Origin of the sequence: Haloferula sp., assembly GCF_049672945.1 — a bacterium.
Taxonomy (GTDB): Bacteria; Verrucomicrobiota; Verrucomicrobiia; order Verrucomicrobiales; family Akkermansiaceae; genus Haloferula.
The window spans coordinates 1-13,953 of the sequence record NZ_JBATWY010000074.1; the positions used below are offsets into that span (position 1 = coordinate 1).

A 13,953-nucleotide genomic window follows, 5' to 3' on the forward strand; every position below is an offset into this window, starting at 1 on the left:
TAGGTTACCAACAAGGCCACCACCAAACTCTTCAAAACACCTGCCGCGCTGATCCCGCCACTCATCACATCCGAGGGAATGACCGCCAGCAGCAAGCCGAAGTGCAGCAGGATCAGCGGATAGATCATCGCCTTCAGCGCATCCCGCCTCGCCCGCGCAATCAGATCGAAGTAGTCCGCCAGATGCTTGAACGCCGCACCGAGCTTCCCGCCCTTTTCTCCCGCCGCGATGATCCCGCTCTCCATCTTCGTCAGTTCTCCCACCTGAAAGGATTCCGCAATGCTCTTCCCCTGCCCAAGCCCTGCGAGCAAGTCTTCTAACAACTTTCGCTCGGCACCTGATGGCCGATTCTCCAGCAGCACCGCGGCTGCCTCCTTGATTCCAAAGCCTGCCTCCACCAGCTTCTCCAACTCGACATAGAACAGATGTTTTCGTTTGGATGAAATGCCAGCCACCCCTGAGCAATGACACTCTACTATCACCTCCACCATCCAAAAGTCGTGTCTCACTTGGCCGTCAGAATCGGCAATCCTCGGAATGCCCGATGGAGCCGCTACCTAGATCCAGCCCTACCACTCATCACCGAAATCAGCTGGAAGCAATTGAAAATCAATAACTATTAAGGAAATAGAATTGATTTCTCAAACCCCCGACCTTCTGTACATCTGGACGACATGCTTCCGCCGAGAGTGACGAATTCCCCCTATGCCGAAGACCAGCTTCGAGATAAGGTCGAAAGAGACGCTGATGACTGGGAAGCTCGCAAGACCCTCGCCCGGTTTTTTTATGATCGGGGCGACACGGTCGATGCCGCGAAGCTCATCTGGGACGCTCCCTCGATTCCCAGCGTGGACTTCGAGATTGCCTTCGCTGCCCGGATTTTGGCCAAAGGCATCCCACGCCGGGCGATCCGGCTTCTCAATGCCGTGCTCGAGAACAATCGCGGGCGTGCCGCTCAGAATCTCGGACTCGCCAATGCCCTGCTCCACCACGGCATGGTGATGCAGGCCGCCCGCTTCTATGGCGCCGCCATCGAGGCCGACCCCGAGGGCGACATGCTCAACGCGGACCTCGAGCACTTTCTGCTGTGGATTGACGACAAGGAGAAGCTCTGGGGCGACTTCGAAGGCAAGAAGGACGAGCTCGACGAACTTCCCTGGATGACCCGCAACCCGGAGCAGGCAAGAATCCTGCGGCAGTCCCTGAAGGGTCACACCACGCCGGTGACGGTGAAAAGTGCCCCTCCCATGCACATCGCGAACCTGCCTCCGATTCCGATCGAGGAACCCGCCCACCGCATGTATGTCCAATCCCACCGCATCGGCGAAAAACTCACCCCTCCTCCGGCAGTCACCATTCCGATGGATCGAGTCGCTGAAAAGGACCGGGTCATCGATGAAAAACTGGGAGCCCAGGTGAAAAATCCGGACGGAAAACCCGTCGGGAACCCAATTCTGCAGACGGCCGCAGCAGCTCCCACCAACGGACATCCCAAAATTTCCTTGGTGAAGCCAACACCGACCACGCCAAAACCGAGCCCCGCCGCTCGCTGAAAAGCCTCACCAGGCAAAGACCACCGGCGGGATCACAATCTTAACCCTGCCAGCCCCTTCGTCGGTTTCCGTCTGTTCGATCGCGGTCACCACATCGTCCTCGAACTCGATCACCGTCTTGCCCTTTTCTTCCTGAGTCACATGGGAGAACTGCCTGAAAGTCCGACCCGTGACCGGATCGCGCACGTAGGTGTAGTGGCGGATTTCCTCGTAGTCGACGAATTCCCAGCTGCCACTGCGACCCTTGGCCGTCTGTCTGACCTTCGTCTTGTTGGGTGAACCCAGCGCTCTTCCAGCCTCTTCCAAAGTCATGCCGATCGCCGCCCGATTCTCCTCCACCAGCTTCGCCACCTCCATTTGCCTCTCGTAGAGGCTCTTGAGATTTTCGACGAAGTTCGGATCCTTCGAAGCAAAAGCCCAGGGAGCCACCCAACCGGTCACCTTGTTACCTCCCGTCTGAGCACTCACGCGGTAGGCCCGATCGGTCATCGCCTGCAGAAGCACCTTCTGGTCCTTCACCAGATTGCCCAGCGGCCGTTTGCCCTCCTTGTCGGAGAAAACCTGGGCGGCCTTGATCACCAGCAATTCAATCGGCTTCTCCACGTGCTCTTCGAGGTAAATCACCTCCGGATCGTCGTCCAGCAGCGAGCGCTTGGGCGCGGAATGAACCGCTGCAACCAGCGACATCAGCAGCAATGAGACGACAAACTCCTTTTTCATGGCATCAAGATAAACTCCGGCTCGCGAAACGAAAGGCCACATTTCCGACGCCAAGCAGATCCTCCCTATTCAATCTATTCGTTGCCACCTCTCGAAATGTAGGTAGCTTGGCCGACCATGCCTTTTCCCAAAAATCCCAATCTGCCAGTCCACCCTACGCGATGGCGTGGCGAAGGATTTATTGATTTCTTTAAGTTATCTTGATAAATGAGATCTGTGTCGTCCCCAACTCGCTCCGGCAGTATCCTCGGTTTCCTTGCCATGGCCACCATGGCTTGGCTGGCCTTGGTTCACGGGATCGCCTTCTTTTTCTTCGGTATCTCCCTGGTCGCCGTATGGGTGGTTGTGGGAAGCCTGACCGTCACCTTCGTCGGCATTCTCGCTTATCTTGCATGGGAATTTCGTCGCGCCACCCCCGTCCCAGATGATGAAGGCGAGGTGCCACTTCAGGACGTCAGCCTGCTGATGCTCTCGCGCTCGACACACGGCCCCCGTCCCTTCCATCTGCGCCGGACTCGGACCCGCCTCAGCGGAAAGCATCCGGCCACCGATCGGATCGTCGTCCTTCATCGACCCCCTCACCTCGACCGCCGCGTGAGGAAACCGGCCGAAACGTCACTGGCGGGAATCGCACCTTTGCCGGATTTTCCCGAGAACGAAAGCGGGATCAACCCTTCGGCAAACTGAGCACGAAGCACGCTCCGGGCCGACCTCCGCGATACGAGAGGCTGCCTCCCATCTGCTTGGCCAAGCGACTGGAAAGAGCAAGTCCCAGCCCGACCCCCGGTTTCGATTCCGCCGCCTCTTGGGCGGACTTGTGGAACGCCCGGAAAATCGTCTTGCGATCATCCTCCGGAATCCCGTTTCCCTGATCACACACGCCGATCTCCACCCGGTCACCGACTCCGGCGGCCTTCAACAAGACCTCGTTCGACTTACTGGATATGGCGTACTTGGCGGCATTGTCGATCAGGTTGAAAAGGATGTGCTCCACCGCGGCGGCATCACCCCGGATGGAAAGATCATCCCCCCGATCAATCTTCAGCACCATCCCCGCACCCGCCAACCGATCTTCAAATCGCTCCCGCATCCCATCCAGCAACTCTTCCAACGAATGGCAATTCACCGCCGATCGGGCACTGCCCTTCTCAATCCGAGAAAACGCCAACACGTTCTCGACCATATGAGAGAGCCGATCGGCTTCCCGCCGCAAGGTCTTGTAGTAACCGGACCGCTTCTTTTCGTTGCTCACCGCACCGCTATCCAGCATTTCCGAATAGAGCCTGAATGTCGTTAGTGGCGTCCGCAGTTCATGAGTGACAGCCGAGACGAACGAAGCCCGCCTCTCGCTCAACTTCATGACCGCATGAACCAGCGCCGCTCCGGCGAGCAGCGCCGCACCAGCCGCCACCCAACCAGCCATCAGCGAGCTTACCAAGGGACCTCGCAGTCCGGCAGAGGCCACCGCCTCCTCGCCCGGAACGAGCTTGATCGGAAAGGAGGCCAGCGCCAGAGCATCCGCCACACCCGGCTCAGTAGCCTTCACCTCCGCCGTAGGAAGCAGATCGACCACCTCGTCGGTCAGCATCCGTCGGAATGCAGAAGTATCGAGCCAAGCCCCCTCCATCGCACCGACTCCCCCGCCCTCCGCCACCATGGAACGTATCAGAAACGCCTCTCCGCCAATCCACGCCGGCTGGAACATGCCAGCGGCCGTCAAGGGGGGCTCCATCGGGGAGGCAAGCTGTTGAACGAGACCGGATTTGCCGACCGTGTTGTTGAGCAAGCCACCACGAACCGCCCGCTCCTTGAGATTCGCTTCAAGCTGATAGTCGACACTTTGCCGAGGACCCTTCGCGTCCTCGGTCGCCACCGCAGCGAATGCATTCACTCCCCATTGCGAGCCTCCCTCATCGGCGACCGCACACATCATCTGAAACCGGTTGCCGAATCTCTCCGATGTCGAAAGCAGCTCATTCAATTGCTGAACACGTTCCACGTCATCACTCTCAGTAACGACCTCGCCGCTCGGGATAACTCTGAAGCGGACCTTCACCAGAGGATTTTCCGGAATCAATCCGACCGCCCGACCCGTCCGCTGATTCTCCTCAATCATGAGTGCCGCGGCCACCGAATCCATCCGCCACAGCGAGAGCCTGATCCTTTCCTGCAAGTCCGCACGCGCATCAGCCAGCGTGCGCTCGCGCTCCGCAGCCACCACCTCACGTGTCAGCCAGGCCATCGCACCGAGAATCAATGCCGCACAGACGAACAGGATCGCCCAAACGCCCCAAGCAGACCGCGCCTTCATGATACGACCCTCCATCCCTTTCCTCGAACGGTCACCAGAAAGTCCTGCGCTTTATCCCTCAGCTTCGACCGCAGATGCATGATGTGCATGTCCAGCGTTCGCGTTTCCGTTTTCGCCGGATCCAGACCCCAGACATGACGGAGGATCTCATCGCGCGAAACCACCCGACCCTTCGCCTCTAACAGATATCTCAACAGCTCCCCCTCCCGCTCCGAAAGAGCCTCTTCCACACCGTCCTCGAAAGCGATACGACCTTCCGAGAAATCCACCTCACCTCCGGGAATCATCCGTTTATCCTCAGGTGCCGCCCGTTCGCAGGTCCTCCGCAGCACCGCCTCGACTCGTGCCAGCAGCTCGCGCACGCTGAAAGGCTTCATCACATAATCATCGGCCCCGAGCTCCAAGCCGCGCACCCGGTCGTGCTCCTCACCCCGTGCCGAAAGGATGATCACCGGCTGGCCGGCTCGCTTCTTCTTCAACTCTGCCAGAATCGAAAATCCGTCGCGCCCCGGCATGACCAGATCCAGAAGCAAGAGGCGGTAGCTCGCTCCGAGTGCCATTCTCAGACCTTCATCCCCATCACCTGCCTCCAAAGTACGATAACCGGCGTATTCCAAAGCATCCACCACCCCGCGCCTCACCGCCGCGTCATCCTCGATCACCAGTATCGTCGTCTCTCCCACAATCTGATTCCACCTTACCTGCTCCCCTCCCTCAAGGCCGCACTTCCAGCAAAGCGGATCCTTGTCTTCCTGATATCCAGAAACGGCTTCAGCTCGTAGACGTTTTCATAGCCGTAAGCATGCAGGTTGATAAAAGTCGGCACGTTCAGTGCCACCGGTGCCGCCTTGCCAATGAACAGCTCGGGCTCGTTGTCGAAGTTGTTGTTGCAGTAAATCAATATCCTCGTCGACTTGTCGGGAATCAGGCGCTCCAAATCCTTCGCCGAGAAATCGGAAAAATTGAGATGAATCGCCCCCTCCACGTGAAGCTTCTCAAACTTGTCACGACTTCGGGTATCCAGAATCACGGTTCCTTCCTCCTTTGCCATCTTCAAGAATACCTCCTCGCTCACCCTTCGCGCCTCCCTCACCTCCTGCAAATCGAGCGTCAGCTTCAAGAAACCGGGGTAATCAATATGCGGATTTCCTTCGTCGGCCCTGAGGACCGCACCAAAAACCAGGCAAACAGTCAGAACACGCTTCATGGCCGAAAGCTTCTCACAAAATGGCCCAGCCGTCCGTAAACCCTGTGTAAAATCGCCGGCTACCGTCCGCCTTCCTGAATGTCTCCAAGCTCGTATGCCTCGACCAACTCCTCCAGGACCCGGATCTGCTCGCGAATGCGGCATCCCTCTTCCGTATCCCCCACCAATCTCGGTCGATCATACTCACGCAGAAGCGTCCGGGTCGGAATGAGATCCTCCCCGTCGCGCACGGCAGCAATGGGATCAGGGAAGGCATGATGCTCCGCAAGGATTTCACCTTCCGGCGCCAGAATGAGTGTGAACCCACGATCTCCGTAGGCCTCGGAAAAGGCACCGTCAATGGTCACCGCGTTGCCTCCCTTTTTCAAAGGACTCTCCCCGGCCTCCACTTTGACCGGCACGTGCCCGTTGACGATGATACCCCCCTCCGCGACGCCCATTTGCTGGCAGATCCGATCGCAGAATTCGAAATCGTGAATCCACTTGAACCACGGGTTCTTGATCTCCTTGTGGGTTGACTTGTCAGCCACAAAATAGGTCTCAAAAGTTGCCATTCGATCTTTGCCAAACAAAGGCGATCGCGGCCCTGCCCAGAGATAGTAGAGCCAGTCCTTGTCATCGTCCGAAGCGCGGGTCCCCGCACGGAATGCCCGCTTGATGACCTTATTGAGTGCTTCGAACTGCTCCGGCCCGCGGCACTCCTTGCCATCGATGCTCAGCGGCAAGTACTCGCCCTCCTCATCGACCGCCAGGCAGGCGTGGAAGATCACCGCCCGATCCCGCACCAGCGCCATTTGCCCACGCTCCGCCATCCACTGCATGTGCTGCCAAAGGCGGGGTGAAGTGATGAACGACTCTCTCAGGCGGTCGATGCACTGCTGTTCATCATCGGAAAGTCGGTTCGGATCCTTCGGGTCAATCGTCGGAAGATAGGTATCGCGCATCGGGAAGACCCCGTCCTTCAACTCCACCGTTCCCGTTTTGAAGTCGATCTTTCGCAAAAGGTTGCGGTCATCCATTTCCCACTCCGGATGGCGCTCGACCAACTGCCCCTCAAGCTTGAACTGCAAAACCGCCACCGCCTTGTGCATCCGAGCGATCAGCAAAGGGTCGCGTTCACCCGTGCGCTTTGAAACAAAGTGCTCCGCCGGGTCATCGGCATAGGCGGTATTGGCCAGCTGCTCCAATGCCTTCGTCAACAAACCATAGCCTTCTTCGAGCTGATAGAGTCGGCGATAGCGAAGCGAGATTCTCAGCACCAGCGCAATTAATGCCTCCTGACCGAGACAGGCACCCATCCAACTCACGTCATGATTTCCCCAAATCAGGGAGACGTTCGGAATCGGTAAAAGATAGTCCACCACTCGGTCAAGCCGGGGACCTCGATCACCCAGATCACCTGCCACCACCAGTTCTTCGGCCGTCAGATTCCGGATGAAGCGCGAAGCATTGCGAATCGCCGGAAACGCCAACCTCCGCTTCACCATTTCACGAAGCTGCACTTCGAGAAACACGCTGGCATGCCCACCCGCCGGATAGTTCAAGAGCACCTCAAACAACTCGCGATGTTCTTTAGGTGCCATCAACTTGACGGTCTTGCGCCGTCGGTTCCGGATCATCACACGAATCAAGTCAAACTGACGCGTCAGGGTCGCCAAGGCCCACTGATAACTCTCTTCCTCATCGACAAGGGCCTCCGACTTAATCTGAAGGATCTCGGCGGGATAGTAGAGTACGTTGAGGAATTCCCGGAACTCTTCATCGCTCAGCGATTCCTTGAACAACTCCTCAACCAGCGGACGCAGCCGCCCGGACGCATTGTTGATCACATGCCGCAGCTTCTTTGCCTCCCCGTGAATGTCGGAGATCACATGAATCACCCCCTTCGGCAATTCGAGTTGAGCCTTCAAGGCGGCAATTTCCGATACTGCCGATTCAATCGTCGGAAATCGCTCTCCCAAAACACGGTGCACCCACTCGGACATGAGCAAATTTGAGACACAGATCCCAAGATACCCAACTCCTTGATGGAATGCGTGTCCTTTTCTTGAGGAGGGGCCCCCTTGGGGGAGAACCATGACGGCGGAGGTGTATTCCGCATTTCACCACGCACGTCACAGGACACCGATGGCCAGCAACTCACGTGAAGGCACGCCAGTGGTATGCTTTGGCGGCAGGGAGCCTGATCGTGGAGAGCGGCCGGTCCCGCCGTGGCTTGCGGAACGCAGCGAAGGAGCAAGCATTCCGAGCCGGGAACCGGAGGCGATTCGCTTCGACTGCTTACGCCGTAGACGAAATAGCGTGTGCTCGTTTTCCGGGACCGACCCTTTTTAGATTTTCCGGGACCGACCCTTTTTAGACCCTTTTTAGAGACCCTTTTCATTTCAGGGACCGACCCTTTTCACTTCAGAGCAGAAACCGGGGTTTGTGTGGAATGGCGCTGCTTCCAGGCCGATCTCTAGGTCCTGCCACCCTCCCAGAGGTCGCATGGGAAACCCTCCAGCTTAGCGCTCTTTGATCTCGAAGCGATAAAAGAGCTGATCTTCAGTCGCGGGTCCGCTCCTCTCCTGAAGGGTTGCGGGATTTCTTGGAAGCCCGTCGTTCATCGGCACATCCCAGTAGTCCCAGGTGATCAGGTCGTCCGAACGGAGAATCCGGACGGATCGATTACCCAGCGCAAAATAGTCCATCGTCACCTCTCCGTTCGCCAAACCGAACTCAGCTTGCCACTGGCTGGAGGCAGCCAGGGGATCGGTGTTGGTGGACCACTCGAACTCATTGGTTCTGGTGTCGCCGTCGGGATTGGCTGTTTTCTCGCCCTCCGGAGAAGTGAGGTTGCCGAAGTGAAACATACGCCAGTCGTCGTAGTTCGTGTAAGGCTGCACCTCGCTGGTGATCCAATCCGCGACCAACTGAGCGCCTTCAAGATCGACCACATCGCTCGCCAGGGGAGGCATTCGGGTATACCCGTTCGCGCCGGCAATCCGGTTGTAGAGAATCGATTGATCCACGGCTCCGGGGTCCACAAGCAGGTCACCCACGTTGATGGGTGCGTCGGAAGGAACGGCGTTGACGAGCCCGGCCTGATCCAGCGTGAGATGATAGCGCCCGTCCCAATCGCCTCCGCCCGTTGCTCCGTCCTTGTGACAGTAGGCACAGTTCACATCGAGATAAGAGCGCACCCGGGCTTCGAGCGAATATTCGTCCTCGCTGGGCTTCACATGCCGTTCCTGCTCGGAGGCATCACCAACGAACCCGGTCACATAACCGGCAAGCTGCAGGCGATCGAGGTAGTTCCCGGATACTCCGTTCATCGATCCCTGAATGTTCAACTGCCGGGTATTGAAGGAAAGGGAGTGCCCTGCTTGAGGCGTGTGGCAGACCATGCACGCGGATCGGGACGGGATGTTCCAAGTCACCGTGTCTGGACTCCCATCGATCATAATATCGACAGGAAAGCTCTCACCATTCGAATCTGCAAGATCGGCTTCGGTCTGGGTTCCGCTGTTCTGGTTGTTCCAGCGATAGGATACGCCATAGGCTCCGGTGCTGTTTCGAACCAGAAACCGTGTTTCCAGACGCGTCCGCGGAGAGTTGGTCACCGGCCTCCGATCCGTGAAGTTCTGTCCGTTGATGGAACGTGTGAAGGTCTCCCACTCGGTCGGGTAGTCGAAGTGCTTGGCCCAGATCATTCCCGCGGGGTAAGTCCATGAATCGGTGGCCGAGAAGCCCATCGTGTCGGCCTCATCCTCGATGACGAACCAGCGCTTCTTCTCGGCATGGTCCGACCAGAACCGCAAGTTGGGGATGTAATCATGGCCGCCCGGGTTCGCCGTCAGGGTGGTCAGATCCGCGAAGAAATTGATGTCGCTCAAGGTATTGGGAAACCCTTGATCAGTTGACTGGGCGACCACCCGCTTGATGCCCCCACCCCGACTCAAGATGAGAATGTCGTCCGTTTCCGGATCTGGTTCAAAGCCGACGATCTGGGTGTCGCCGCCCAAACGCTGAATCCCCGCACCGGGCGCGGGTGTGGCGACGGAAGGATCCACCGCCCAAACGTTTCCCGCTGCAAAGTCTCCGAAAATGTGGTGTCCTGTGAGCGCGGGAATGGCCGTCCCTTGGTAGAGATAGCCTGCTGTCACGGAGTTTCCGACAAAGGCCCCTCCGCCGTGCCCATATTCCCAATACGGGCCCCACAGGGTGGCAGCCGCTTCAGCGGCGCCATTGATCAACTGACCACTCCGGATTCCTGGCTGGCTACCCTCCCGCCATGCCCAACCACCGTTGTCGCCGAACTGAAAGACGTTGAGCTCCTCGGTGTCGGCCCGGCCAACATCGCCCACCCAGATTTCATCCACCGTGCCATTGCCGTCGCGATCCTCGGGGGAAAGCTGCCACGGATTGCGCACTCCCATCACCACGATCTCGGTGCGAATCGTTCCCAGCGCGCTGCTGTAGTCGATGCCATTGAAGGATCCGTTCCATGGACCCCCGAGGCTGGTGTGGACGAAGGGATTGTCCGCAGGCACCCGGAAGTGTGCTTCGCCGGTGGTGCCGCCCCCGACCCGCGGAATGTCGCTGTCCTCATTGGGAATCAGGTTTGCGGGGTCCTTGTCGACATCGATTCGAATCACGCAAGAGTAGAGGTCCTTGTCGATCTGTTGTGAATTATCCCAACCATCGCCTTGCGTTCCTTCATCGCCGAAGCCGACGTAAAGGTAGCCGTCGGCCCCGAAGTGTGGGGTGGCGATGGAGTGAATGTTGTCTTGCGAGACCTGGTCGATCAAAACGAGCTCTGAAGAAGCGGTGTAGGGAGCGCTGGTGAGGCAGGTAAAGCGCGAGAGTCGGACGGTGCCGCCATTGTGATCATAGGTGACGTAGATGTAGCCATTGTTTGCCCAATCCGGGTGCGCCGCCACGCCTTTCAATGCGCGCTCGCCCGATTCGGTGATCTGGCCGGTGAGGTCAAGAATCTCGATCTTGTCCGCATTCGTTGGCCCCGCTCCCACGTTGGGAACCATGAACAGGCGTCCTGCGCTCTCGGTGACGAGGAGCTTTCCGCCTCCGCCGGGAATCCCGCAAAAGCCGTGGGGCGTATCGAAGGTCAGACCCGGGAAGGCATTGACGATCGAGATCACGGATGCCGGGGGGGTCTGGGGAAGATTCACATAGTTGGTGTCGAAGCGCTCCGCGGTGCTGAAATCGACGACCACAGTGCCTGGTGCGGCATTGTCCCCTGCAGAATTCGAGACCCGGTAGTTGAATTGGTCCGAGACCGGCGTGCCTGAGGTATGCTCGTAAACAATGCTCCCATCGGGTGAGACGGTCACCGTTCCCGACGTCGGAGGAGCGGTGATGACCACACTTCCCGGCGAGATTTCTCCCTGATCATTTTCGAGAACAAGGATGCGCCCTTTTTGCAAATGCCGCATCGTTGCTTGATCATCGACAACCACGGGTGGTCCGAATTCCAGATCCGCCCAATCATCCACGACCTTCAAGTCATCCCAGTAGACGCCTCCTCCCGAACCCAGTCTCACCGCCGATGACCATTTTCCTCCGGTGTAGGCGCGAGTCACATCTGCAGTTCCCCCGGTTGGGCTCCAAGAGTCCATGCTGTCCGGATCCACAAAAAGACCCACCAGCTGGTTATCGAAGTCGAGCACCGCGATCAGTTTGTAACTCTGTCCAGTGGTCAAGGAGATCCCGCTTGCAGTACTTCCTCCTCCAGGCTCTTCGATTCCCAGTTCATTGTTGCCCGCCAGAAATCCAGGCACCCCGAAAAAGACGCGCTCGTCGCCAAAGTCGTAGGTGCTTATTCCACCCCAAACTCCCGATACTCCGCGTCGCATCGTCACCTGATAGAATACCACGCCCGTGTTGCGGATCGCACCGAGACCTTCGTCGCCTCCTACCCCCGCACTGGGACCGTTGTATTCCCGCAGAGCTCCCCCATTCGTCGTCAGCAATTCGCCTCCCTGCACAGCCACATTTCCCCAAACCAGGTCCCAATCCGAAACGCTGCCGGTGTGAGTCCCCGTCAGCTCATTCCAGTCCCATCCAGTCCCGCCTTGCAGTCCGCCAATGGGAGCATTCGCATAGGCAAAGTCATCCGTGCCGATGACTTCTGCAGTGACTTGAGAAACAGCCCACGCGAGAATCCAGGAAATTGCGACCAGCCGGAAAATCATAGGGGAAACTAGCGGCCCAGAGGGAATCCGAAAGGGCAAATATTGCATAAAATTCCAATCTTGGGCTCCTCACCCTGGGGTCCCCCGGGACCCTTTCATCAATATTCCCAGACCGCCCATTTCACTTCCCCTCCGGCACGACCGTGATCAATCCCTGAGGGACATCAGAGCGCGCCCGGCGAAGTGTCTTTGCATTTAGCCAGTTGCTTACGACAAAAATAGTAGAATCGATCGCCTCCAGGTCCCGGCTCGAAATACTTCCTCCCTCGCTGCGCTCCGCAAGCTACGGCGGGTCAGGCCACGCCTCAATATCAGGCTCCCTTCTCCGCTTCGTTGCTCGGCTCCTGCGGACGGGCGGAGCCGCTGCAAGAGCCCTGAGCTGATACCACCAGGAGTTTCTGTGATACATTCGCCTGTAAATCACCTTGCCATGACTCAGTATCCTCGGCAGCCTCAGCACTGTTCAAATGATTAGCCGACTCTATTCAGCCGCCCTCCGAGGTGTCGACGCCATCGAGGTGGAAGTCGAAGTCAACGCCCACAACTCACAGGAACCCCGTGTGGTCATCGTCGGCTTGCCCGATGCCGCCGTGAGGGAATCTTCCCAGCGGGTGGTTTCGGCCATCACCGCCTCCGCCCTCTCACTGGCCGACGGCGTCAAAACCGTCAACCTCGCCCCGGCTGACTTGAAGAAGGAAGGCCCCTCCTTTGACCTTCCCATCGCCCTCGCCATGGCCGTCGCTGCCGGCAAGACCCCGCTGCCCACCGAGGACTGCTGCATCGTCGGCGAACTCGCCCTCGATGGCACCGTCCGCCCCGTCAAAGGGGTCCTCCCCATCGCCATCGAAGCCAAGTCCCGCGGCCGCACCCGCCTGCTGGTGCCCGAAGCCAATGCGGCCGAAGCCGCTGTCATCGAAGGTATCGATGTTTTTCCCATTCGGAACCTTCACCAAGCCTGGTGCTTTCTCAGCGGCGATGAAGTCATCCCACCCTACCACCTGGATCGCCGCGCCTTCTTCAAAAGCCAATCGACCTACGACGTCGACTTCGATGAAGTCAAAGGTCAGCACCACGTCAAACGCGCGCTCGAAGTAGCCGTCGCCGGCGGCCATAATATCCTGATGACCGGCCCGCCCGGCACCGGCAAGTCGATGCTCGCCAAGCGCCTGCCGACCATCATGCCGACGATGAGCGAACAGGAAGCCATCGATGTCACGAAAATCCACTCGATCTCCGGCTTGCTCGATACGAAGAAAGCCTTTCTCACCACCCGACCCTTCCGCGCCCCCCATCACACCATTTCCGATGCCGGCCTGCTCGGTGGCGGCAGCAATCCCGGCCCCGGTGAAGTCTCGCTCGCCCACCACGGCGTGCTCTTTCTCGACGAGCTCCCGGAATTCCGCCGTCAGACACTCGAGGTCCTACGTCAACCCCTCGAAGATGGCCACGTTACCATTTCCCGCGCCGCCGGCTCGCTGACTTTTCCGGCACGCTTCATGCTCGTCGCCGCATTGAATCCCTGCCCCTGCGGCTACTATGGCGACAGCAAACGCGAATGTCGTTGCTCTCCGCGGCAGATCGAAAACTACCGCCAGCGGATTTCCGGGCCTCTTCTCGACCGGATCGACCTCCACGTGGAAGTCCCCATCGTCGACTACCAGGAGCTCTCGTCCACCGCGAAAGGGGAGAGCTCTGCCGCCATCAGGGAGCGGATTCTTTCGGCTCGAAGTCTCCAGCAGCAGCGTTTCCAAGGAAGCTCGACCCTCACCAACGCGGCCATGGGACCGCGCCAGGTTCGCGCCGCCTGCCAACTGGATTCCGAGAGCTCTTCCTACCTTGAGCAGGCCATGGAAACCCTGAACTTCTCCGCCCGTGCCCACGACCGCATCCTCAAAGTCGCCCGCACCCTCGCCGATCTGGAGGGAACCGACCTCATCGCCCCAAATCACATCCTTGAGGCCATCCAGT

The 13,953-nt window shown here is 58.6% G+C and carries 10 protein-coding genes; 3 read left to right on the plus strand and 7 right to left on the minus strand.

Features of this window, described 5'->3' with window-relative positions; all coding sequences use genetic code 11:
• The coding region (locus tag WBG04_RS06155; RefSeq protein ID WP_424313503.1) for a type II secretion system F family protein at positions 1 to 455 on the minus strand (455 nt) is incomplete at its 3' end.
• 219 nt (positions 456 to 674) lie between these two features.
• Between WBG04_RS06155 and WBG04_RS06160 the strand changes: the two genes are divergently transcribed.
• Positions 675 to 1,553, plus strand: coding sequence for a tetratricopeptide repeat protein (locus tag WBG04_RS06160; protein ID WP_424313504.1), 879 nt, complete (start codon positions 675 to 677; stop codon positions 1,551 to 1,553).
• Positions 1,554 to 1,559: 6 nt separating this feature from the next.
• Here WBG04_RS06160 and WBG04_RS06165 read toward each other — a convergent pair whose 3' ends face one another.
• On the minus strand, positions 1,560 to 2,273 hold the full coding sequence (locus WBG04_RS06165) for a hypothetical protein (protein ID WP_424313505.1): 714 nt from the start codon (positions 2,271 to 2,273) through the stop codon (positions 1,560 to 1,562).
• A 207-nt stretch (positions 2,274 to 2,480) separates the two neighbouring features.
• Between WBG04_RS06165 and WBG04_RS06170 the strand changes: the two genes are divergently transcribed.
• Positions 2,481 to 2,960, plus strand: coding sequence for a hypothetical protein (locus WBG04_RS06170; RefSeq protein ID WP_424313506.1), 480 nt, complete (start codon positions 2,481 to 2,483; stop codon positions 2,958 to 2,960).
• On the opposite strand, the gene WBG04_RS06175 is transcribed toward WBG04_RS06170, so the two are convergent.
• The 5 genes from WBG04_RS06175 to WBG04_RS06195 form a co-directional block, all read right to left on the minus strand.
• On the minus strand, positions 2,941 to 4,584 hold the full coding sequence (locus WBG04_RS06175; protein ID WP_424313507.1) for a sensor histidine kinase: 1,644 nt from the start codon (positions 4,582 to 4,584) through the stop codon (positions 2,941 to 2,943). The two genes, WBG04_RS06170 and WBG04_RS06175, sit on opposite strands and share 20 nt — an antisense overlap.
• A complete protein-coding gene (locus WBG04_RS06180) occupies positions 4,581 to 5,246 on the minus strand; it encodes a response regulator transcription factor (RefSeq protein ID WP_424313508.1) in 666 nt (221 codons plus the stop codon). Before WBG04_RS06180 ends, WBG04_RS06175 begins: the two co-directional genes overlap by 4 nt.
• Before the next feature lie 35 nt (positions 5,247 to 5,281).
• Positions 5,282 to 5,791: a rhodanese-like domain-containing protein gene (locus WBG04_RS06185; RefSeq protein WP_424313509.1), complete on the minus strand. Its 510-nt coding sequence runs from the start codon at positions 5,789 to 5,791 to the stop codon at positions 5,282 to 5,284.
• Between the two features lie 59 nt (positions 5,792 to 5,850).
• Positions 5,851 to 7,776 carry a fructose-bisphosphatase class III gene (locus WBG04_RS06190; RefSeq protein ID WP_424313510.1) on the minus strand — a complete coding sequence of 642 codons (1,926 nt, stop codon included), beginning with the start codon at positions 7,774 to 7,776 and terminating at the stop codon, positions 5,851 to 5,853.
• A 519-nt stretch (positions 7,777 to 8,295) separates the two neighbouring features.
• Complete coding sequence (locus WBG04_RS06195) at positions 8,296 to 11,985, minus strand: PQQ-dependent sugar dehydrogenase (RefSeq protein WP_424313511.1); 3,690 nt, start codon at positions 11,983 to 11,985, stop codon at positions 8,296 to 8,298.
• Between the two features lie 467 nt (positions 11,986 to 12,452).
• Between WBG04_RS06195 and WBG04_RS06200 the strand changes: the two genes are divergently transcribed.
• On the plus strand, positions 12,453 to 13,953 hold a 1,501-nt coding region (locus WBG04_RS06200; RefSeq protein ID WP_424313512.1), incomplete at its 3' end, for a YifB family Mg chelatase-like AAA ATPase.